We start from the raw sequence: 24,643 nt of genomic DNA on the forward strand, positions 1-24,643 counted from the left end.
CGGGACGGACGGGTCAGGTGCGTGCCGGCACGCGCTCGGTCAGCCACTCCTCGACGACACCGGCGGTCAAGGCGGAGTCCTCCATCACCATCGCCATGTGCGTGGTGGGGATCTCCCGGACCTCGTCGGCCGGGACGGCGACGCTGATCCCGGACGCGGTGGCCGCGCCGGTGGCCTCGTCGTCGCGCGAGCACCGGACCATGAGCGTCGGCACCGTCGGCTCGTCGCCGATGCCGGTCATGCTCACGAACCAGTGCGCCATCGCGGAGAGCCGTGCGCTGTTCATGCTCACCGCGGGCGAGTCCATGGTGGTGAAGTAGTGCTGGGAGGTGGCGTCGAAGTCGATCGCCTCGCCGCCGTCGTAGCGCAGGCTCAGCGTGTCGAGCATGATCACCGCCTCCGGGCGGACCCCCCAGGTGCGCTCGAGGATCCCGGCGGCGAAGTAGGCCAGCGTGCCCCCCGAGGAGTGTCCGAGCAGGACGAACGGCTCGCCCTCGGAGGCGTGCAGGATGCTCTCCGCGACGACCCGGCCGGCCGCCTCGGTGCTCGCCGGGAGGCTCTCCCCCGGCGCGAAGCCCACCAGCGGCAGCGCCGAGACGTGCCGGCGGCCGCGCAGGTGGGCCGCCATCCGGGCGTAGAGGTGCACGCCGGCGCTGGCTCCGGGCGAGCTGATGCAGATCAGCCGCGGGTCCCGGGACCCCTCGGCCAGGACCACGGGTGCGGGCAGCTCCGCCAGCTCGGCCGGGCTCTCGAAGCTGGGCCGCAGTGCGGCGACCGCGGACAGCATCCGCAGCCCGGCCAGCGACCGCCCGTCCCGGACGGCCTGGCTGACAGCTCGTGCACGGTCTCCCCGGCGGGCACCGTCCGCGGCCCGGGCCCGCCGGACGTCGCGGCGCCCTCCACCACCTCGGGTGCGGTCGCCAGGTACCGGGCGAGCTCGGCGGGGGTGCGGTGGTCGAACACGACCGAGGTCGGCAGCCGCAGACCGAGCGCCTCGGACAGCGCGTTGCGCATCTCGACCGCGATCAGCGAGTCGAAGCCCAGCTCCAGGAAGTCCCGGTCCGGGTCGATGCCTGCGGGGTCGTCGTGCCCGAGCAGCCGGGCGGCCTGGGCCACGATCTCGGTGCGCAGCAGCTCGACCCGCCCGTCGGCGTCGCGTTCCCGGAGCCGGGTGCCCAGCGTCGCCGGGGCGACACCGGTCCCGGCGACCGGGCGGGTCCGGCGGACCAGGCCGCGCAGCAGCGGCGGCACGGTGCCGGCCGCGGCGCCGCCGCGCCCGGTCCCGAGCTCCAGCACCACCGTGGCCGGGCGGTCCGCGGCGACCGCGGCGTCGAACGCGGCGAGCCCGCGGCGCACGGTCAGCGGCGGGAACCCGGAGCGGGCGATCCGCTCGGCGGCGGCCGGGTCGGCGGTCATGCCGCCGGTCGGCTCCCACGGCCCCCAGGCGATCGACGTCGCGGGCAGGCCGAGTCCGTGCCGGTGTGCGGCGAGTGCGTCGAGGAACGAGTTCGCCGCCGCGTAGACCCCCTGCCCGGCGCCGCCCATGATCCCGGCGACCGAGGAGTAGAGGACGAAGAACCGCAGCGGCAGCGCGCGGGTCGCCTCGTGTAGGTTCCAGGCACCGACGGCCTTGGGGGCGAGCACCCCGGCCAGCCCGTCGGCGGTGGCCGCCGCGACCAGGCCGTCGTCCAGGACCCCCGCGGCGTGCACGACCCCGGTCAGCGGGTGCGCCACCGGGACCGACGCGACGAGCGCGGCGACGGCGCCGGGATCGGCGACGTCGCAGGCGGCGAGGGTGACCCGGGCGCCGTGCTCGGCGAGCTCGTCGCGCAGGGCGACGGCGCCCGGGGCGTCGGCGCCGCGACGCCCGGCGAGGACGAGGTGGCGCACCCCCGCTCCGGTGACCAGGTGCCGGGCCAGCTCCGCGCCGATCCCGCCGGTCCCGCCGGTGACCAGCACGGTGCCGTCGGGGTCGGGGTCCGGGCTCCCGGACGGCGCGGTGGTGACCGGCGCCAGCCGCGGGACACGCACGACGCCGTCGCGGACGACGACCTGCGGCTCGTCCCCGGCGGTCAGGCCGGGCAGCGCCGCCACCGAGTGTTCGGAGACGTCGATGTCGGCGAGCAGGAAGCGGCCGGGGTTCTCCGACTGTGCCGAGCGGACCAGCCCGGCGGCGGCGGCCGCGGGCAGGTCGCGCGGCGCCTCCCCCGGCGGCGCCGCGGCGCCGCTGGTCACGAACACGACGGTGCAGCCGGCGAGCCGGTCGTCGGACAGCGCCTCCTGCAGCAGCGCCAGGGTGCGTCCGCCCAGCTCGCGGGTCGCGGCCGGGACGTCGTCGGTGTCGGGAGCGGCGAGCGGGACGAGCACGGCGTCCGGGGCGCCGGCGCTGGCGTCCGCGACGGCGGCGAGGGTGTCGCCGAACGCGTCGACGGTGTGCCCTGCCGAGTGCACCCCGTAACCCAGGTGCCAGTGGTCGACGCCGACGATCCCCCATCGCAGCCCGCCCGGGTCGGGTGCCTCACCCGCCCGTTCCGGCCAGTCCTGCGTCAGCAGCGGCAGCCGTCCGGTGGCGGGGCCACCGCGCCCCGAGGTGGTGCGCAGCTCCAGCGCCTCCACGGTCAGGACCGGCAGGCCCGCCCGGTCGCTGGCCCGCACGCTCACCGAGCCCGGGCCCGCGGCGGTGATCCGCACCCGCAGCGTCGTGGCGCCGGAGGCGTGCAGGACCGCGCCGGACCAGTCGAACGGCAGGCCCGGGGTGCCCTCCTCGAGCAGCACGATCGGGTGCAGCGCGGCGTCGAGCAGCGCCGGGTGCACGCCGTAGCCGCCGGTGTCGCCGGTCGTTCCGGCGGAGATCTCGGCGTACACGGATCCGTCGTGCCGCCAGGCGCGCACGACACCGCGGAAGGCCGGGCCGTAGTGCAGCCTGCCGTGCTCGGAGAGTCCTTCGTAGAACCCCTCGAGGTCGACCGGTCGGGCCCCGGAGGGTGGCCACTCGGCGCCGTCCGGCGCCGGGACGGCGTCGTCGGTGGTGGTCAGCCGTCCCGACGCGTGCAGGGTCCAGGGGCCGTCCGGGTCGCCGGTGGGCCGGGCGTGCACGGTCACCGGGCGGCGGGGGTCCGCCGCCGCGGGGTCCTCGGGGGCGCCGACCCTGACCTGCAGGGCGACGGCGTCGTGCGGGCCGAGCTCGAGCGGCTCGGTCAGGGTCAGACCCTCGACCCGCTCGCAGCCGGTGGCGTCGCCCGCGCGCAGGACGAGCTCGAGGAAGCCGGTGCCGGGGAAGAGCACCCGCTCTCCCACGACGTGGTCGGCCAGCCACGGCTGCTCGGCGAGCGACATCCGTCCGGTCAGCACGGTCTCGCCGGACCCGGCGACCGAGACGGTGGCACCGAGCAACGGGTGGTCCGCCGAGCCGAGGCCGGACGCGTCGGGGACACCGATCGCGGCGGTGCCCGACGGCCAGTGCCTGCGGTGCTCGAAGGCGTAGGTCGGCAGCTCGACCCGGCGCGCACCGGTCCCGGCGAACCCCGCCGCCCAGTCCACCTGCCCGCCCGCGACGTGCAGCTCGGCCAGTGCACCCAGAACCGAGTCCTGCTCGCTCCTGCCGGTGCGCAGGGCCGGGACCAGCACGGCCCCGTCGGGGGCCGAGGCCGCGGCCAGTGCGGTCAGCGTGGAACCGGGCCCGACCTCGACGAACGCGCCGATGCCCAGCCCGGCCAGGGTGGCGACGCCGTCGCCGAACCGGACGGGGTCGCGCAGCTGGCGGACCCAGTACTCGGGCCGGGCCAGCTCCTCCCGGGTGGCCGGGCGGCCGGTGAGGTCGGAGATCAGCGGGATCGACGGCGCGGCCGCGGTCAGGTCGGCGACGATCTCGCGCAAGTCGTCGAGCATCGGGTCGAGCAGGGGCGAGTGGAACGCGTGCGAGACGGCCAGGCGGGTGGTGCGACGTCCCTCGGCCGACCAGCGGGCCGCCAGCTCCTCGACGACGGCGGTCACCCCGCTGACCACCACCGAGCGGGGCCCGTTGACCGCGGCCAGCGCGACCTCGTCGGTGTGCCCGGCGATCAGCGGCACGACCTCGTCCTCGGTGGCCTCGACGGCGACCATCGCGCCCTCGCCGGCCATGGTCTGCATGAGGCGGGCCCGGCCGGCGACGAGCGCGCAGGCCTCCTCCAGCCCGAACACCCCGGCGACGTGTGCGGCGGCGAGCTCGCCGATGGAGTGGCCGAGCAGCGCGTCCGGGCGCACGCCCCGGGACTCCAGCAGCCGGAACAGCGCGACCTGACCGGCGAACAGCGCGGGCTGGGCCCACCCGGTCTCGGTCAGGGTGTCCGGGTCCTCGCCCCACAGGACCTCGCGCAGCGGGCGCTCCAGCCACGGGTCGAGGTGGCGGAACACCGTCTCGATCGCCTCGGCGAAGACGGGCTCGGTGGCGTACAGCTCGCGGCCGGCCCCGAGGCGCTGGCTGCCCTGTCCGGAGAACAGCAGCGCGGTGCTGCGCCGGGTCGCGGTGCCGCGGGCGAGCTCGCGGACGCCGTCCGGGCCCGCGGCCAGCACGGCGCGGTGCTGATGGGTGCCACGGGTGCTCGCCAGCGACCAGCCGACGTCGAGGGGGCGGGGGGCGTCCGGTCCGGTGGCCAGGGCGGTGATCCGCTCGACCTGGCCGTCCAGCGCACCGGCCGTGCGGGCCGACACCGGCCAGGGCACGGTGCCCGGTGCCGCCGGTGCCGCCGTGGTCCCGCCGGGGGCGGCGCCGGGCTCGGGGGCCCCGTCGTCGGGCTCCGCCTCCGGGGCCTGTTCCAGGACGAGGTGCGCGTTGGTGCCGCTGATGCCGAACCCGGACACCCCGGCGCGGCGCGGCCGGTCGGTGCGCGGCCACGCCTGGGCGGTGGTGAGCAGCTCGACCTCGCCACCGGACCAGTCGACATGAGCGGTGGGGCGGCTGACGTGCAGGGTGCGCGGGAGGGTGCCGTGCCGCAGCGCCTGCACGGTGGCGATCACCCCGGCGACGCCCGCGGCGGCCTGGGTGTGCCCGAGGCGGGACTTCACCGCGCCGAGGCGCAGCGGGTGCTCCCGGTCGGGTCCGTAGGCCGCGATCAGCGCCTGGGCCTCGATCGGGTCGCCGAGCACGGTGCCGGTGCCGTGCGCCTCGACGGCGTCGACGTCGGCCGGGTCGAGACCGGCCGAGGCGAGTGCGGAGCGGATCACCTGGACCTGCGACGGACCGTTCGGCGCGGTGAGACCGTTGGAGGCGCCGTCGGAGTTCACCGCGGACCCGCGCAGCACCGCGAGCACCGGGTGCCCGTGCGCGCGGGCGTCGGACAGCCGCTCCAGCAGCACCACGCCCGCGCCCTCGGACCAGCCGGTGCCGTCGGCGTCGTCGGAGAACGCCTTGCACCGGCCGTCGGCGGCGAGACCGCCCTGCCGGGTGAACCCGGCGAAGTTGCCGGGGGTGGCCATCACGGTGGCGCCACCGGCGAGCGCGAGACCGCACTCACCCGCCCGCAGCGCCTGCGCCGCCAGGTGCATCGACACCAGCGACGACGAGCAGGCGGTGTCCACGGTCACCGCCGGGCCGACGAACCCGAGCGCGTAGGACAGCCGCCCGGAGATGACGCTGGCGGCGGTTCCGGTCCCGGCGTGGCCCTCCACGTCCTCCCCGGACCGCATCAGCACGTGGCCGTAGTCCTGCCCGTTGGTCCCGACGAACACACCGGTCCGGCTGCCGCGCAGGGTGTCCGGGTCGATCCCGGCCCGCTCGACCGCCTCCCAGGTGGTCTCCAGCAGCAGCCGCTGCTGCGGGTCGGTCGCGAGCGCCTCGCGCGGGGAGATCCCGAAGAAGCCGGCGTCGAAGTCACCGGCGCCGTCGAGGAACCCGCCGCGCAGGGTCGCGCTGTGCCCGCGCTCGCCGCCGGCGAGCAGCGCGAGGTCCCAGCCCCGGTCGGTCGGGAACGGCCCGATGACGTCGTCGTCGGAGCACAGCAGTCGCCAGAGGTCGTCGGGCGAGTCGATCCCGCCGGGGAACCGGCAGGCCATGCCGACCACGGCGATCGGCTCCCGCACACCGGCCTCGGCCTCCTCGAGACGCCGGCGCGTCCGGTGCAGGTCGGCCGTGACCCACTTCAGATAGTCGACGAGCTTCTGGTCGTCCGGCACGGCGGGCACCTTCCTTCTGGGCTGGCGGGTCGGCGGTCAGGAGTGGTCGGAGCCGTTGCGGGCCCGGCCCAGCTCGTTGTCGATGAAGGCCAGGACGTCCTCGGCGCTGGCCTCGCGGATCCGGTCCTCCACCCCGGCCCCGCCGGGGCCCCGGTCGCGGGCCTCGTGCCGGGCGAGCAGCCGGCGCAGCCGCGTGAGGACGTCGGCGCCGGTGAGGTCGGCGGGATCGGCCGAGGCGAGGGCCGCGTCGAGGCGGTCGAGCTCCGCGGTGAGCGCGGGCACCGGGCCGGTCGCGCCGACCAGCTCGCCGACCAGGTGCCGGGCCACCGCGAGCGGTGTCGGGAAGTCGAACACCAGGGTCGAGGGCAGCGCCAGCCCGGTCGCCGCGGTGAGCCCGTTGCGCAGCTCGACCGCCGCGAGCGAGTCGACGCCGAGCGCCCGGAACTCCTTGTCGACCGTGACCTCGGCGACGTCGTGCCCGAGCACCGCGGCGGCGCTGCGGGTGACGAGGGACAGCACGTGCTCCTCGCGGCGCTCCGGCGCCATCTCCGCCAGGGTCCGGGCCAGGTCCTGCGAGGACGTCCGGTCCGATGCGCTGCGCCGCCCGCCGACGACCAGGCCGCGCAGGATCGGCGGTACCGGTCCGGCCGGACGGCCCCCGCCACCACCGAGGCGGACGGCGACCTGGACCGGCTCGGTACGGGTCACGGCCTCGTCGAACAGGGCCAGGCCGTCGGCGGTGTCCAGCGGCGGCATCGCGGTGCGGGCGGCCCGTTCCGCGACGGCCTCGCCCATCCCGGCCGCCCAGGGGCCCCAGGCGAGCGACAGCCCGGGCAGGCCGAGGTCGTGCCGGTGTCGGGCCAGGTCGTCGAGGGCGACGTTCGCGGCGGCGTAGTTCGCCTGCCCCGCGGCGCCGAGCACACCGGCGACCGAGGAGTAGAGGACGAACCCGCGCAGCCCGGCGTCGCGGGTGAGGTCGTGCAGGTGCCAGGCACCGTCGACCTTCGGGGCGAGGACGGTGTCGAGCCGCTCGTCGGTGAGCGAGCCGACGGTGCCGTCGTCGAGCACACCGGCGGCGTGCACCACCGCGGTCAGCGGGTGCTCGGCCGGGATCGTGGCGAGCACGGCGGCCAGGTCGGCCCGCACGGCGGTGTCGGCCGCCGCGACGGTGACCTCCGCGCCGTGCGCGGCGAGCTCGGCCCTCAGCTCCAGGGCGCCGGGGGCGTCCGGGCCACGGCGCGAGACCAGCAGCAGGTTGCGGTGGCCCCGGCCGGCCAGGTGCCGGGCCAGCTCGGCGCCCAGGCCGCCGGTGCCGCCGGTGACGAGCACGGTCCCGTCCGGGTCCCAGCCGAGCACCGGGCCGTCCCCGGTGCCGTCGGTGGGCCCGTCGGCCGGGGCGAGCCGGGACACCCGGACCGCGCCGTCGCGCAGGACGAACTCGGTCTCCCCCGCCGTGAGCAGGGCGGGGAGGGTGGCGAGCGCGGCGAGCGACCCGGCGTCGGTGTCGGCGACGGCGAAGACGCCGGGGTGCTCGGAACGGGCCGAGCGGGCCAGCCCCCACACGGTGCCGGTGGCCGGGTCGGCGAGCCGTTCATCCGGTGCGGCGGCGACGCCGCCCCGGGTCAGGAACAGCACCGTCAGGTCGGGGCGCCCGGTGGACAGCCGGTCGGTGACGACGCCGAGCGTGCGACGGGCCAGCGCGCGGGCGCGACCGGGAACGGACCCGTCGGTGTTCCCGGGCAGCGGCACCACGAGCATCCCGGTGCCGTCGGGCACCGCGTCGACGGTGTCCACCACGCTGACCTCGCGGCCCGTCCCGGTCAGCGCCTCGGCCACCGTGCGGGCGACGCCCGACTCGGCGCCAGCCGGGGTGGGGTCCAGCACCGCCCAGCGCGCCACGTCGACCGGGGCGAGGTCCTCGGCCGGGACCCAGTCGGTGCGCAGCAGCGCCCCGGCCGTGCACCAGGGAGTACGCGACGTCGACCGGGCGCCGGTCGCGCACCGCGGCCCGCACGTCGTCGAGGGCCGCGTCGAGCACGTCGGGGTGCCGGGTGGACACCGGCAGCGCCACCACGGTGGGGGTCACCTGCCCGGTCCCGGGCTCCGCGACGGGCGGCGGCTCGGGTGCGGCCTCCAGCACGACGTGGGTGTTGGTGCCGCTGATCCCGAACGAGGACACCGCGGCCCGGCGGGGCCGCCCGGTGTCCGGCCACGGGGTCCGCTCGGTGCGCAGCCGCACCGCCCCGGACGACCAGTCCACGTGGCCGGAGGGCTCGGTGACGTGCAGGGTGCGGGGCAGCTCGCCGTGCCGCAGTGCCTGCACCGTGGCGACCACGCCGACGGCGCCGGCGGCGGCCTGGGTGTGGCCGAGGTTGGACTTGACCGACCCGAGCAGCAGCGGGTGCTCGCGCTCCCCCCGCCCGTAGGTCGCCAGCAGCGCCTGCGCCTCGATCGGGTCCCCGAGCACCGTGCCGGTGCCGTGCGCCTCGACCGCGTCCACCTCGGCGGCGGTCAGCCCGGCCGCGGCCAGGGCCGCCCGGATGACCCGCTGCTGGGCGGGCCCGTTCGGGGCGGTCAGCCCGTTGGAGGCGCCGTCGGAGTTCACCGCGGAGCCGCGCAGCACCGCGAGGACCTCGTGGCCCCGGCGGCGGGCGTCGGACAGCCGCTCCAGCACGATCACGCCGACGCCCTCGGCCCAGGCGGTGCCGTCGGCGTCGTCGGAGAAGGGCTTGCACCGGCCGTCCGGGGCGAGGCCGCCCTGCTGGGTGAACTCCATGAAGGCGCCGGGGGTGGACATGAGCTGCACGCCACCGGCGAGGGCGAGCGAGCACTCGCCGGCGCGCAGCGACTGCGCGCCGAGGTGCAGCGCCACCAGCGCCGAGGAGCACGCGGTGTCGACGGTCATCGCGGGGCCCTCCAGGCCCAGGGCGTAGGCCACCCGGCCGGAGGTGACGCTGGCCGAGGTGCCGGTCCCGGAGTAGCCCTCCATGCTCTCCGGCGAGCCGAACAGCAGGTGCGCGTACTCGGCGCCGCCGGTGCCGACGAACACCCCGGTCGGGGTGCCGCGCAGGGCGGTCGGGTCGATCCCGGCGCGCTCGCACGCCTCCCAGGACGCCTCGAGCACCAGCCGCTGCTGCGGGTCCATCGACAGCGCCTCGCGCGGGGAGATCCCGAAGAACTCCGGGTCGAACTCGGCGATCGAGTCGAGGAAGCCGCCGCGGGCCGTCGCGCTGGAGCCCGGCCCCTGGCCGGCCAGCGCCGCGAGGTCCCAGCCGCGGTCGGTGGGCAGCGGACCGGTGGCGTCGCGCTCCTCCACGAGGAGCTGCCACAGGTCCTCCGGGGACCGGACACCGCCGGGGAACCGGCAGCTCATCCCGACCACGACGACCGGGTCGTCCTCGGTGGCGCGGGCCGGTGCGGCGGCCGAGGTGTCCGCGGGGGCGTCCGGGTCGCCGAAGAGCTCGCCGAGCAGGTGCGCGGCGAGCGCATCGGGTGTCGGGTAGTCGAAGACGAGCGTGGCGGGCAGGCTCAGCCCGGTGCCGGCGGTGAGCCGGTTCCGCAGCTCGACCGCGGTCAGCGAATCGAGTCCGAGCTGGCGGAACTCGGCGGTGCCGTCGAGCCCCTCGGGCGAGGCGTGTCCGAGCACGGCTGCGGTCTCGGCGCGGACCAGGGCGCGGACCGCGTCCGGCCGGTCGTCGGCGGCGAGCCCGGTGAGCCGGTCCCTGGCGCGGCCGTCCCCGCCGCCCGCGGCGGTGCGCCGGGTGCGGACCAGGCCGCGCAGCAGCGGCGGCACGGTCGCGGCGTCCGGTGCCGGTCCGGCACCACTGCCCGCGGTGACCCGGGCGGGGACGACGACCGGGTCGTCGACCAGGGTGGCCGCGTCGTAGAGGGCGAGGCCCTGCTCGAGCGACAGCGGCGGCATCCCGGACCGTTCCATCCGTTCCAGGGCCGCGGCGTCGAGCGCCGCGGTCATGCCGGTGGTCGGCGCCCAGGCACCCCAGGCCAGGGAGACGGCGGGGAGCCCGAGCCCGCGGCGGTGCTGGGCCAGTGCGTCGAGGTAGCCGTTGGCCGCGGCGTAGTTGCCCTGCCCGGCACTGCCCATGACCCCCGAGACCGAGGAGTAGAGGACGAACGCGGTGAGGTCGAGCCCGGCGGTCAGCTCGTGCAGGTGCCAGGCGGCGTCGACCTTGGGGGCGAGCACGCGGTCGAGCCGCTCCGGGGTGAGCGAGCCGACGACGCCGTCGTCGAGGATCCCGGCCGCGTGCACCACCGCGGTGAGCGGCCGCTCCAGACCGGCGAGCACGGCGGCGAGTGCGTCGCGGTCGGCGACGTCGCAGGCGTGCACCGCGACCTGCGCCCCGCCCGCCCGCAGGTCGGCGACGAGCTCGGCCGCGCCGGGGGCGTCCGGGCCGCGGCGGCTGACCAGGGTCAGGTGCCGGGCGCCGCCCTCGACGAGGTGCCGGGCCAGCTCGGCGGCCAGTCCGCCGGTGCCGCCGGTGATCAGCACGGTGCCGTCCGGGTCGGGCCCCGCCGGGACGGTGAGGACGATCTTGCCGACGTGCTGGGCCCGGCTCATGAACCGGAACGCCTCGGGGGCCCGGCGCACGTCCCAGGTGCGGGTCGGGAGCGGCTCGATCGCACCGTCGGCGAACAGCACCAGCAGGGCGTCGAGCATCTCCCGGATCCGCTCCGGGTCGACCTGACCGAGGTCGAAGGGCCGGTAGACGATGTCGGCCGGCAGCGAGGCCGGATCGCGCAGGTCGGTCTTGCCCATCTCCAGGAACCGGCCGCCGGGCCCGAGCAGCCCGAGTGAGGCGTCGACGAACTCGCCCGCGAGCGCGTTGAGGACCACGTCGACGCCGCCGAACGCGCTCGCGAAGTCGAGGTCGCGGGAGGAGGCGATGTGGTCCTCGGCGACGCCGAGCGAGCGCAGCACGTCCTGTTTGGCCGGGCTCGCGGTGGCGTACACCTCGGCGCCCAGGTGGTGGGCCAGCTGGATCGCCGCCATGCCGACGCCACCGGCACCGGCGTGCACCAGGACCCGCTCGCCCGGCCGGACACCCGCGAGGTCGACCAGGCCGTGGTAGGCGGTGAGGAACACCAGCGGGACCGAGGCGGCACGCTCGAACGACCAACCGTCCGGGATCCGGGCGAGGTGCCGTTCGTCGGCCGTGCCGAGCGGGCCGAACCCGCCGAACAGCATGCCGGTCACCGCGTCCCCGACCGCCAGCGACGTGACCTCCGGCCCGGTCCCGACGACCACTCCGGCGGCCTCGGCGCCGAACATGCCCGCCTCGCCCGGGTACATGCCGAGGGCGTTGAGGACGTCCCGGAAGTTCAGACCGGCCGCGCGGACCGCGACCCGGACCTCCCGGGGGCCGAGCGGACCGTCGGCGTCGGGCGCGGGGGCGAGGGTGAGCGCGGCCAGGCTGCCGCCGCCGGCGGTGTCGAGCCGCCACGGGACGCCCACCGGGGGCAGCAGTCCCGAGGTCTCGGGCCGGGCCCGGTCCAGCCGCGCGGCGAGGATCCCGGTCCCGCGGACGGCGACCTGCTGTTCGTCGGCCCGTGCGAGCGCCGCGGCGAGCACCCGCGGTGCAGCGGCGGGCAGGTCGACGGTGTCGGCGGGCAGATCGACGACGAGGAACCGGCCGGGGTTCTCCGCCTGGGCGGACCGGACGAGACCGGTCGCGGCGGCGGCGGCGAGGTCGGTGACCGGATCGCCCGCGCCGGCGGCACCGCGGGTGAGGAAGACCGTGCGCGGTCCGTCCGGGTCGGCGACGGCACCCTGCAGCACCGCGAGCACGGCGTGGGTGCTCGCGCGGACCGCGTCCGGGGTCGCGCCACCGGCCACACCGGCGACCACGAGCTCCGGTGTCCCCCCGTCGGCGACGGGGGCGCCGAGCGCGGCGGTGAGCTCGTCGGCCACACCGTGGACGTCCGGGCCGTGCAGGGCCCAGCGCACCGGCTCGGGCATCCCGGGCGGGACCTCCAGCGGTGTCCACCCGGGCCGGAACAGGGACTCGGCGGTGCGTGTCCGTGCCGGGTCGGCCGGGGCGGTGGGCTCGCGCAGGGCCAGCGCGTCGACCGACAGCACGGGATCCCCTGCCGCGTCGGCGGCCTCGACCCGGACGGCGCCGTCCCCGGCGTGGACGACCCGCACCCGCAGCAGCGGGGCACCGGTGGCGTGCAGGGTCACTCCGGACCAGTCGAACGGCAGCCCGCGGGGTGCGTCCGGCAGCAGTGCCTCGGCGTGCAGCGCGGCGTCGAGCAGCGCCGGGTGCACCCCGTAGAAAGCGGCGTCCTCGGTGACGGGGTCGGACTCGATCTCGGCGAGGACGTCCGCGCCGTCCCGCCAGGCGGCGCGGACGCCGCGGAACGCCGGGCCGTAGTCCAGGCCGCCGGCGGCGGCGGTGCCGTCGTAGAAGGCCGCGGGGTCGAGCTCCTCGGCCCCGGGCGGCGGCCAGGCCGTGGCGACGGGTGCGGGGACGGTGCCGGTGCGCGGGGTCAGGGTGCCCTCGGCGTGGCCGGTCCAGTCGTCCCCGGAGCCCGCCTCGCGGGCCCAGACCGACAGCGGGCGCCGTCCACCGTCCGGGGCACCGACGCGGACCTGGATCTCGGCCGCCCCGCCGTCCGGGACGACCAGCGGCACGGCGAGGGTCAGCTCGCCGACCCGCTCGCAGCCGACGAGGTCACCGGCCCGCAGCGCCAGCTCGAGGAAGCCGGTGCCGGGGAACAGCACCGACCCGCCGACGACGTGGTCGGCCAGCCACGGCAGGGTCGCGGCCGACACCCGTCCGGTGAGCACGACCTCCTCGGAGCCGGCCATCGCGACCGACGCCCCGAGCAGCGGGTGCCCCGGGGACTCCAGGCCGAGCCCCGAGACGTCGCCGGGCCGGACGGTGGGTGCGGCGGCGGGCCAGTACCGCGCGCGGTCGAACGGGTAGGTCGGGAGCTCCACCGGCCGGGTGGCGCCGCCGGCGAACCAGGCGGTCCAGTCGACGTCGGCGCCTGCGGTGTGGAGCCGGGCCAGCGCGGTCGCGGCGGTACGGAGCTCGTCGTGGTCCCGACGCAGGAGCGGGACGGCGAGGGCGTCCGGCACCGTCGCGGGGACCAGCCCGGACAGCGCGGTGTCCGGACCGAGCTCCAGGAACGCCGTGTCTCCTGCGGCGGCCAGCGTGGCCAGCGCGTCGGAGAACCGGACGGTCCCGCGGGCGTGCCGGGACCAGTGGTCGGGCGCGCCGAGCTCGTCGGGGCCGGCGGGGCCACCGGTCAGGGTGGACACCAGACCGATCCGCGGCTCGGTGAGCTCCAGCCCGGCGGCGACCGCGTCGAGGTCGTCGAGCACCGGGTCCATCCGTGCGGAGTGGAAGGCGTGCCCGACCCGCAGCGGGGTGGTCTCCCCCAGCCCGGCGGCGACCTCGGCCACGGTGTCGGCGTCCCCGGACAGCACCACGGAGCCGGGCGCGTTCACCGCGGCCAGCGACACGCCGTCGCGCAGCGCGGCGAGGGCGTCGGCCTCGGTCGCCCGGACGGCGACCATCGTGCCGCCCTCGGGCAGCGCGTCCATCAGCGCGCCGCGGGCGGTGACCAGGCGGGCGGCGTCGGGCAGCGACAGCATCCCGGCGACGTGGGCAGCGGTGATCTCGCCGACCGAGTGCCCCGCGACGTGCCGGGGCCGCACGCCGAGGGCGGTGACCAGCCGGAACGAGGCCACGCCGACCGCGAACAGGGCGGGCTGGGCGTAGCGGGTGCGCTCGAGCAGCGCGGGGTCCTCGCCCCAGAGCACCTCGCGCAGCGGCCGGTCGAGGTGACGGTCCAGTTCGGCGGCACAGGCGTCGAAGGCGTCGGCGAAGACGTCGAAACGGGCGTGCAGCTCGCGGCCCGCACCGAGCCGGACGCTGCCCTGCCCGGAGAACAGGACCGCGGTACCCGGCTCCCCGGCGACGCCGGTGGCCAGCTCGGTGAGACCGTCCGGGCCCGCGGCGAACACGGCGCGGTGCTCGTGCACCGCCCGGGTGGCGGCCAGCGCGGCACCGATGTCGGACCGGGCACCGGTGCCGGCCGGGTCGAGGGCGTGCAGCTGCGCGACCCGCTCCTGCAGGGAGCGCGCGCTGCGGGCGGAGACCGGCCACGGGACGAGCGCGTCCTCCGGCCCGGGGCGGGCCGGAGCCGGCTCCCCGGGTGGCGGCTCCTCCAGCACCACGTGGGCGTTGGTGCCGCTGATGCCGAACGAGGAGAGCCCGGCGCGGCGGATGCGTCCGCCGGCGGGCCACGGGAGCGGCTCGGTGAGCAGCGCGATCCGGTCGGCCCAGTCCACCCGGCCGGTGGGTCGCTCGACGTGCAGGGTGCGGGGCAGCTCCCCGTGCCGCATCGCGAGGACGATCTTAAGCAGCCCGGCCATGCCGGCGGCGGCCTGGGTGTGGCCCATGTTCGACTTCACCGAGCCGAGCCGCAGCGGCGCGTCGCGGTCGGCGCGGCCGTAGGTGGCCAGCAGCGCCTGCGCCTCGATCGGGTCACCGAGCGCCGTGCCGGTGCCGTGCGCCTCGACGACGTCGACGTCGGCGGCGTCGAGCCCGGCGGCGGCGAGCGCGGCCCGGATGACCCGCTGCTGGGACGGCCCGTTCGGGGCGGTGAGCCCGTTGGAGGCGCCGTCGGAGTTGACCGCCGAGCCGCGGAGCACCGCGAGCACGGGATGGCCGTGCCGGCGGGCCTCGGAGAGCCGCTCCACCACGACCACGGCCGCGCCCTCGGACCAGGCGGTGCCGTCGGCGTCGTCGGAGAAGGCCTTCACCCGGCCGTCGGCGGCGAGCCCGCCCTGCCGGGAGAACCCGCCGAACGAGGTCGGGGTGGCCATCACGGTGACCCCGCCGACCAGGGCACGGTCGCACTCGCCGGCCCGCAGCGCCTGGGCGGCGAGGTGCAGCGCGACCAGGGCCGAGGAGCACGCGGTGTCGACGGTGACGGCGGGTCCCTCCAGCCCGAGCGCGTAGGACAGGCGCCCGGAGATGACGCTGGCGGCCAGCCCGGTCCCGGCGTGTCCCTCCAGGTCCTCCCGGGAGCCGAGGACGACGCGCTGGTAGTCCTGCCCGTTGGTGCCCACGAACACCCCGGTCCGGGATCCGCGCAGGCTCGTCGGTTCGGTGCCGGAGCGCTCCAGGGACTCCCAGGACGTCTCCAGCAGCAGCCGCTGCTGGGGGTCCATGGCGAGCGCCTCGCGCGGGGAGATGTCGAAGAAGGCGGCGTCGAAGTCGGCGACGCCGTCGAGGAACCCACCCCGGGCGGTCGCGCTGGCGCCGGGGCCGTCGCCGGCCAGCGCCGCGAGGTCCCAGCCGCGGTCGGTGGGGAACGGGCCGATCACGTCGCGGCCCTCGGTGAGGACGGTCCAGAGGTCCTCGGGCGAGGCGATGCCGCCGGGGAACCGGCAGGCGGCGCCGACGACGACGACCGGGTCGTTCCGGTCGTCGGGGCCGGCCACGGACGTGGTCGGGGCCGCCGCGTCACCGGCCGGGTCGAGCTCGTCGAGCAGGTGCCGGGCCACCGCCCGCGGGGTGGGGTGGTCGAACACCAGCGCGGCGGGCACGGCGAGCCCGGTGACGGCGGCGAGCCGGTCGCGCAGTTCCACCGCGGTGAGCGAGTCGATCCCGAGGTCACGGAACGGGCGCTCGGCGGGGATCCGGTCGGTCCCGGTGTGGCCGAGCACGGCGGCGGCGGTGGCGCGCACCAGGTCCAGGACCGGCTCGATCCGGTCGGCGCCGCGCAGCCCGGACAGCCGGGCGCGCAGCTCTCCGCCGGCCCGCTCGGTGTCACGGCGGGCCGCGGCGGCCGCATCCGCGGCGGCCCGGGCGCCGGGCAGCGCCGACAGCAGCGGCGACGGGCGCAGCGACAGCAGCGAGGTCAGCAGCTGCGGGCGGGCCAGCTCGGCGACCACCGGGGCGGCGGCCGGGCCGTCGGTCGAGCGCCACAGCGCGGACAGGGCCAGGGCCGGGTCGAGCGCGGTGGAGCCGGAGCGGCGACGGGCCCGGTCCGCGTCGTCGCCGGCGGCCATGCCGTCGCCGGCCCAGGCACCCCAGGCCACCGACACCGCCGGCAGGCCGTCGGCGCGGCGGGCCGCCGCGAGCGCGTCCAGGGCGGCGTTGGCGGCGGCGTAGTTGCCCTGGCCGGGGTTGCCGACCGCGCCGGCGACCGAGGAGAACAGCACGAACAGCGCGACCGGGCGGTCCCGGGTCAGCTCGTCGAGCAGCCGCGCGGCGGTGACCTTGGTTCGCCACACCGTGTCGAACCGGTCCGGGGTCAGGGAGTCGAGTGCGCCGTCGTCGAGGACACCCGCGGCGTGCACGACGCCGTCGACGGGGTGTGCGTCGAGCACTCGGACCAGTGCGTCGCGGTCGGCGACGTCGGCAGCGACCAGGACCGGCTCGGCACCGAGCGCGGTCAGCTCGGCGGACAGCTCGGCCGCTCCGGCGGCGTCGGGGCCGCGGCGGCCCAGCAGCACCAGCCGGCGGGTGCCGCGACGGGCGAGGTCACGGGCCACGTGCGCGCCGAGCGCGCCGGTGCCGCCGGTGACCAGGACGCAGCCGGGCACCGGGGCCTCGGCGGTGGCGCCGACCGGGTAGGTGACCAGCCGCCGTCCCAGCACTCCGTTGTCGCGCACCGCGACCTGGTCCTCCTCGCCCGCTCCGGTGAGGACGGCGGTGAGCCGGCGGGCGGCCCGGCCGTCGAGGACGGCGGGCAGGTCGGCGAGCCCGCCCCAGCGGGTGGGGTGCTCGAGCGCCGCGACCCGGCCGAGCCCCCAGAGCGCGGCGCGCTCCGGGACCGGAGCGGGGTCGGCACCACCGGTGCCGACGGCGCCGCGGGTCAGTGTCCACAACGGCGCGTCGACACCGGCGTCGCCGAGGGCCTGGACGAGGGTGAGGGTGCCGGTGAGCGCGGTGTGCGCGTCGGGGTGCAGACCGAGCAGGGACACGACGCGGTCCGCGCCGGCCCCGGCCGGGCCGACCAGGGCGGCCAGCGTGCCGCGGTCGGCGAGCGCCACGTCGTCGACGGCGACCGGCCCGGCCACCGTCGCACCGGCGTCGCGCAGCGCCGCGGCCACGGCGACGGTGTCGGGATCGGTGCCGGGGTCGGTGCCGGGGTCGGTGCCGGGGTCGGTGCCGGGGTCGGTGCCGGGGTCGGTGCCGGGGTCGGCGGTCCGGGCGACCAGCAGGACCCGGCCCGGTCGCGCGGGGGCGGCGGGGGTGACCGGCTCCCAGGTCTCGCGGAACCGGACGGCGTCGACGGCGCCCTCGGTGCGGCGGCGGCGTCGCCAGGCCGACAGCGCCGGGACGACCGCGGAGACCGCGTCGTCGTCCAGGTCGAGGGTGGCGGACAGCGACTCCAGGTCGCCCTGCTCGACGGCGGCCCAGAACGCGGACTCCCCCGGGTCGGCGCCGGTGGCACGGGCGGCGGGGTCGAGCCAGTGCCGGTCCCGGCGGAACGGGTAGACCGGCAGGTCCACCGGCCGGGCCGCGGTCCCGTCGAACCACGGGCCCCACCGCACGGGCCCGCCCGCCACGTGGAGCCGGGCGAGCGCGGTGGCGAGCGCGGTCTCCTCGTCCCGGTCACGACGCAGCGTCGGGACGATCCCGTCGGCCAACGGTGCCAGCACGGCGTCCGGACCGACCTCCAGCAGCGTGTCCGCCCCGGCGGCGCGGGCGGCGTCGACGACGTCGGCGAACCGCACCGTGGCCCGCACGTGCCGCACCCAGTACGCGGGGTCGGTGATCTCGTCCCCGGCGAGGGCACCGGCGGTCCCGGACAGCACCGGGATCCGCGGTGTGGACAGGCGCAGCCCGGCGACGACGCCGGCGAACCGCTCCAGCACCGGCTCGATCAGCGGCGAGTGGAACGCGTGCGACACCGGCAGCCGGGTGCCCTCGACGCCGAGCCGGGCGCGGACCGCCTCGACGGCGGCGGCCTCGCCGGAGAGCACCACCGAACGGGGTCCGTTCACGGCGGCGACGTCGGCGAGTGCGGTCCCCTCGGCCGCCAGCGCGGCCCGTGCGGCGTCCTCGGTGACCCGCAGCGCCACCATCACGCCCCCCGCGGGCAGCTCCGCCATGAGCGTGGCGCGGGCGGTGACCAGGGCGGCGGCGTCGGCGAGCGAGAGCACACCCGCGACGTGGGCCGCGGTGATCTCGCCGACCGAGTGGCCCCCGACGGCGACCGGGCGGACCCCGAAGGACTCCAGCAGCCGGTACAGCGCGGTCTCCACCGCGAACAGCGCCGGCTGGGTGACCGCGGTGTCGGCCAGTGCGTCGGCGTCGGTGCCCCACATGACCTCGCGCACCCGGGGGTCGAGGACCGCCAGGGCCTCGTCGAGGGCCGCGGCGAACACCGGGAAGCGGGCGTGGAGCTCGCGACCCATCCCGGGGCGCTGGGCGCCCTGCCCGGAGAACAGCAGCGCCGGGCGCCCGCCGCCCGCGGTGCCGCGGGCGACCTCGACGGGTGCGACCGCCCCGTCGCGGCCGGCCAGGAGCACGGCGCGCCGGTCCAGCCGGGTGCGGCGGGTGGCGAGGGTCAGGCCGGTGTCCAGCGGGTCGGTGCCCGCGGCGGTCACCCGCGCGGCGAGTGCGTCGAGGGTCTCGTCGTCGGCGGCCGACAGCGGCCACGGCACGACCGCGGGCACCACGTCGGGGGCGGGCGGCACCTCTGGCGCCGTCTCCGGCGGGGCCTGCTCGACCAGGACGTGAGCGTTGGTCCCGGACAGCCCGAAGGAGGAGACGCCGATCCGGCGCGGACGCCCGGTCGAGGGCCACGGCGTGTGTCCGGTGAGCAGGGACACCGCGCCGTCGGCCCAGTCGACGTGCCCGGTGGGTGCGGCGACGTGCAGGGTGGCGGGCAGCTCGGCGTGCTGCAGCGCCAGCACCGACTTGATCATCCCGGCGACGCCGGCGGCGCCCTGGGTGTGGCCGAGGTTGGACTTGACCGTGCCGAGCAGCAGCGGGTGCTCGCGGTCCCGGCCGTAGGTGGCGATCAGTGCCTGGGCCTCGATCGGGTCGCCGAGCACCGTGCCGGTGCCGTGCGCCTCGACGGCGTCGACCTCGGCCGGGGCGAGCCCGGCGTCGGCCAGGGCGGCGCGGATGACGCGCTGCTGGGCGGGCCCGTTGGGGGCGGTGAGCCCGTTGGAGGCGCCGTCGGAGTTGAGCGCGGCCCCGCGCAGCACGGCGAGCACCGGATGTCCGTGCGCGCGGGCGTCGGACAGCCGCTCCAGGACGAGCATGCCCGCACCCTCGGACCAGCCGGTGCCGGACGCGTCGTCGGAGAAGGCGCGGCAGCGACCGTCCGGGGACAGTCCGCCCTGGGCGTCGAACCCGACGAAGTTCATCGGCGTCGACATCACGGTGACGCCGCCGACGAGGGCGAGGGAGGTCTCGCCGCTGCGCAGCGACCGGACGGCGAGGTGCAGCGCCACCAGCGACGACGAGCAGGCCGTGTCGACGGTCAGCGAGGGCCCCTCCAGGCCGAAGGTGTACGACAGCCGCCCGGACATGACCGCGGCGGCCAGCCCGGTGCTGGCGTGTCCCTCGACGTCCTGGTCGGACTGCACGACCAGGTGCGTGTAGTCCTGGCCGTTGGTGCCGACCCAGACCCCGGTGGCGCTGCCGCGCAGCGAGGCCGCGTCGATGCCGGCCCGCTCCAGGGACTCCCAGGTGACCTCCAGCAGCTGGCGCTGCTGCGGGTCCATCGCGGTCGCCTCGCGCGGGGAGATCCCGAACACCGCGGGGTCGAAGGTGGTGGCGCAGTCGAGGAACCCACCGCGGCCCTCGACCCCGGACAGCGGGCCGTCGGCCCACCCGCGGTCGGTGGGGAAGCCGGTGACGACGTCGCGGCCCTGTGCGAGCAGCTCCCACAGCTCCTCGGGCGAACGCACACCGCCGGGGAAGCGGCAGCCCATCCCGACGACGACGACCGGGTCCGCACCGTCCGCGGTGCGGGTGACCGCGGCTGGCGTGACGGAGGTGGCGCCGAGGATCTCCTCGAGCAGCAGCGCGGCGACCGCACGTGGGGTCGGGTGGTCGAACACCAGCGTCGCGGGCAGGGTCAGCCCGGTCGCGGCGGCGAGGTGGTTGCGCAGCTCCAGTGCGGTGAGCGAGTCGACGCCCAGGCGGCGGAACTCGGCGTCGTCGGTGATCGCGGCGGGCGAGTCGTAGCCCAGGACCGCCGCGGCGGCGTCGCGGACCAGCGCGGTGAGCCGGTCGGCCCGGTCCTCGGGGTCGAGCCCGGCGAGCCGGTCGGCCCAGTCGGACGCGGTGCCGCCGCGGCCGTCGGCGGCGCGGCGGCGTCCGGTTCCGGCGAGCCCGCGCAGCAGCGCGGGCACCGCGCCGGTCGGTGCCGGCGCGGCGAGGGCGCGCGGCAGGACCGCGAGGACCGGCTCGTCGAGGCGCAGGGCCGCGTCGAACGCGGCGAGGCCCTGCTCGACGCTCAGCATCGGGGCGCCGGCCGCGGTGATCCGGCGGGTGTCGGCGAGTGTGGCGGTCATGCCCGCGTCCTGCGCCCAGGCTCCCCAGGCCAGTGAGACGGCGGGCAGGCCGTGTCCACGGCGGTGCGCGGCGAGCGCGTCGAGCGCGCTGTTGGCGGCCGCGTAGTTGCCCTGGCCGGGGGCGCCGAGCATGCCCGAGACCGAGGAGTAGAGCACGAACGCGGCCGGGTCGAGGTCGGTGGTGAGCTCGTGCAGGTGCCAGGCGGCGTCGACCTTGGGGGCGAGCACCGCGTCGAGCCGCTCCGGGGTGAGGGCGGCGACGACACCGTCGTCGAGGACGCCCGCGGCGTGCACCACCGCGGTGAGGGGGCGCTCCAGCCCGTCGACGACCGCGGCGAGCGCGGCCCGGTCGGCGACGTCGCACGCGTGCACGACGATCCGCGCGCCCGCCTGCTCCAGCTCGGTGACGAGGTCGGCGGCGCCGGGGGCCCCGGCTCCACGGCGGCTGAGCAGGGTGAGGTGGCGGGCCCCGCCCGCGACGAGGTGACGGGCGAGCTCGGCGCCGAGCCCGCCGGTGCCGCCGGTGAGCAGGACGGTGCCCTCGGGGTCCCACGGCCGTCCGCTGCCGGAGCCCGCGGGAGCGGGTGCGGGGACCAGCCGCGGGGCGCGGACGGCCCCGTCCCGGACGGCGACGACCGTCTCCCCCACCGCGAGCAGCGCGGGCAGCCGCGGCAGCAGCGCGGCGGACGCGGGGCTGTCGTCGGTGTCGACGAGCAGGATGCGGCCGGGGTTCTCGGTCTGGGCCGAGCGCAGGAGTCCGCAGGCGGCTGCGGCGGCCGGGTCGTCGCCGCCGGTGGCACCGTGGGTGCGGACCAGCAGGGCTCCCCCGCCGGCGCGCGTGTCGTCGCCGTCCGCGGCGAGGTGGGCCTGGACCGCCGCCAGCGCCCGCGCGGTGAGCGCGTGCACCCCGGCGGCGCCGGCGGCCGGGTCGCCGGTGAGGTCGAGCACGGTGGGATCGAGCACGGTGGGATCGAGCACGGTGGGGTCGGCGGGGAGCTCGACCGGCACCCAGTCGGTGCGCAGCAGCAGCCCCGCCCCGTCGTGCGCGGCGGTGGTCGCGGAGTCCGGGCGCGGGGCCGGACCCAGCGTCACCGGGCCGGTGGTGAGCACCGCCGCGCCGGTGACGTCGGTGGCGGTCAGCCGTACCGCGGTGGCGGCGGTGCCGTCGGTGCCGGCGGTGCGGTCCCGGGTGATCCGGACCCGCAGCACCGACGCGCCCGCGGCGTGCAGCCGCACGTCCCGCCAGGTGACGGGGGCCAGCGCGGTGGGGCCGTCGAGGACGACCGGGTGCAGCGCGGCCTCCAGCAGCGCCGGGTGCAGGCCCCAGGCGTCGCCGTCCTGTTCGGGCAGCGCGACCTCGGCGAACAGCTCGTCGTCGCGGCGCCAGACCGACCGCACACCGGCGAAGACGGGTGCGGCGGGCAGCCCGGCTGCGGCGAGCTCGTCGGCGGCCGGGGCGAGGTCGGTGACGACGGCACCGGCCGGAGGCCACGTGGTGTCGGTGGTCGCGGCCGGGCCGGTGGTCCCGGGCGCGGCGAGGGTGCCGGTGGCGTGCCGGGTCCAGGGGCCCTCGGTGCCGTCGTCCGGACGGGCGTGCAGGTGCAGCGGGCGGTGCCCGTCGGCGTCCGGCGGGCCGACGCGCAGCTGCAGCCGCATCGCGGTGCCCGCGGGCAGGTGCAGCGGCGGGTCGACGGTCAGCTCCGCCACACCGGCGGCCCCGACGGTGTGCGCGGCGTGCAACGCGAGCTCCAGCACGGCGGTGGCGGGGAGCAGCCCGGGGCCGTCGGCCGAGGCCAGCCACGGGTGGGTGGCGGTCGACAGCGATCCGGTGAGCAGCACCTCGTCGGACCCGGCGACGGTGGTGACCGCCCCCAGCAGCGGGTGCCCGGCCGGGGACACGCCGAGGCCGGCGGCGTCGGCGACCCGCACCGACACCTCGGGCCAGAACCGGCTGTGCGCGAACGCGTAGACCGGGAGGTCGACCGGCCGGGCGCCGGTGCCCTCGTGGACCGCCGCCCAGTCGACGGGGACCCCGGCGGTGTGCAGCCGGCCCAGGGCGGCCAGCAGCGCGGGCTCCTCCGCGCCGGTGCGGCGCAGGGTGGGCACCAGCTCGGCCGTGCCCGCGGCGCTCGCGGTGAGTGCGCCGCTCGGCCCGGCCTCGACGAACACCCCGGCCCCGGCCGCGGCGAGCGCGGCCAGTCCGTCGGCGAAGCGGACGGTGCCGCGCAGGTGCCGCACCCAGTATTGCGGGTCGCACAGCTCGGCGCCGACGAGGCCACCGGTCAGGTTGGACACCACCGGCAGCGACGGCCGCCGGTAGGTCAGGCTCTCGGCGACCGACCGGAACCGGTCGAGGACCGGGTCCATCAGGGGCGAGTGGAACGCGTGCGAGACCGGCAGGCGGGTGTGCCGGAACCCGCCCGCGATCGCGACGACCTCGTCCTCCGCGCCGGACAGCACGACCGCGGACGGGCCGTTCACCGCGGCGATCGCCACCCCGGGGGTCAGCAGCGGTCGCACCTGGTCCTCGGTGGCCTCGACCGCGATCATGGCACCGCCGGGCGGGAGCGCGGCCATCAGCGCGGCGCGGGCGGAGACCAGCCGGCAGGCGTCGGCCAGCGGGAACACCCCCGCGACGTGTGCGGCGGCGATCTCGCCGACCGAGTGCCCGCCGACCATGTCCGGGACGACACCGAGCGAGCCCAGCAGGCGGTACAGGGCCACGTGGAAGGCGAACAGCGCGGGCTGCGCCGACCCGGTGTCGTCGGAGACGGTGTCCAGTGCGTCGGCGGGCAGGCCGAGCTCGTCGAGCACCTCGGCGAGGGCGTCGGCGAAGACCGGGAAGCGCCGGGCCAGACCGGAGCCCATGCCGGCACGCTGCGATCCCTGCCCGGAGAACAGCAGCGCCGTCCTGGGCCTGCCGGTGGCCGTTCCGGTGCAGGTGCCGGGGGTGGGGGTGCCGTCCAGCCAGGCGGCGAGGGCCTCGCGGTCGGCGACGGCGAGCCGGTGCTCGAACGCGGTGCGGGTGGTGGCCAGGGCGCAGGCGACGTCGAGCGGGCGGACACCGAGGCGGGCGTCGAGGTGGTCGAGCAGCCGCCGGGCCTGCCCGGCCAGCGCCTCGGAGCTGCGCGCGGACAGCAGCCACGGCGGGGTGGCCGCGGCCGGGTGGCGGGGTGCGTCCTCGGCGGGGGGCTCGGGCTCGGGAGCCTGTTCGAGGACGAGGTGGGCGTTGGTGCCGCTCACCCCGAACGAGGAGACGGCGGCGCGCCGGGGCCGCCCGGTCTCCGGCCACGGCCGGGCCCGGTCGAGCAGCTGGATCTCCTCGGTCCACTCCACCCGGGTGCTGGGCCGGGTGACGTGCAGGGTCTGCGGGGCGACGCCGTGCCGGACGGCCTGCACCATCTTGATCACGCCGGCGACCCCGGCCGCGGCCTGGGCGTGGCCGAGGTTCGACTTGACCGAGCCGAGCAGCAGCGGGTGCTCGCGGTCGCGGCCGTAGGTGGCCAGCAGCGCGCCGGCCTCGATCGGGTCGCCGAGCACGGTGCCGGTGCCGTGCGCCTCGACGACGTCGACCTCGCCCGGTCCGAGACCGGCCCGCTCCAGCGCCGCGCGGATGACCCGCTGCTGGGCCCGCCCGCTGGGCGCGGTGAACCCGTTGGAGGCGCCGTCGGAGTTGACCGCGGAGCCGCGCAGCACCGCGAGCACCGGGTGCCCGTGCGCGCGGGCGTCGGACAGCCGCTCCAGCAGGACGAGTCCGGCGCCCTCGGCCCAGCCGGTGCCGTCGGCGTCGTCGGAGAAGGAGCGGCAGCGTCCGTCACGGGCCAGCCCGCCCTGGCGGCTGAACTCGACCAGTGAGCCGGGGGTGGCCATCACGTTGACGCCACCGGCGAGCGCGAGACCGCACTCACCCGCCCGCAGCGCCTGCGCCGCCAGGTGCATCGACACCAGCGACGACGAGCAGGCGGTGTCCAC

Annotated in this window: 3 protein-coding genes and 1 pseudogene; all 4 read right to left on the bottom strand. The window is 77.8% G+C overall.

Features of this window, described 5'->3' with window-relative positions; all coding sequences use genetic code 11:
* Nucleotides 1–13: 13 nt before the first annotated feature.
* Nucleotides 14–787 (bottom strand): thioesterase domain-containing protein, encoded by a 774-nt coding sequence (locus tag FVA95_RS33020; protein ID WP_240051565.1) that lies wholly within the window; start codon nt 785–787, stop codon nt 14–16.
* Nucleotides 679–6,147 (bottom strand): annotated as a pseudogene (locus FVA95_RS18055) (type I polyketide synthase); the annotation flags it as partial. The pseudogene FVA95_RS18055 and the gene FVA95_RS33020, both read right to left, overlap by 109 nt.
* A gap of 42 nt (nt 6,148–6,189) precedes the next feature.
* Entirely contained in the window at nt 6,190–7,788 is a 1,599-nt protein-coding gene (locus FVA95_RS32045; RefSeq protein ID WP_304627186.1) for a beta-ketoacyl reductase, read from the bottom strand.
* Nucleotides 7,745–24,643: type I polyketide synthase (locus tag FVA95_RS33025; RefSeq protein WP_149665249.1), on the bottom strand; the 16,899-nt coding region annotated here is incomplete at its 5' end. The genes FVA95_RS33025 and FVA95_RS32045, both read right to left, overlap by 44 nt.

The sequence above is a fragment of the Pseudonocardia sp. EV170527-09 genome (genome assembly GCF_008369905.1).
Classification (GTDB): domain Bacteria; phylum Actinomycetota; class Actinomycetes; order Mycobacteriales; family Pseudonocardiaceae; genus Pseudonocardia.

Excerpts from the sequence above, each read along its gene's own strand:
- FVA95_RS33020 (WP_240051565.1), bottom strand. The coding sequence starts at position 787 with ATGCTGTCCGCGGTCGCCGCACTGCGGCCCAGCTTCGAGAGCCCGGCC.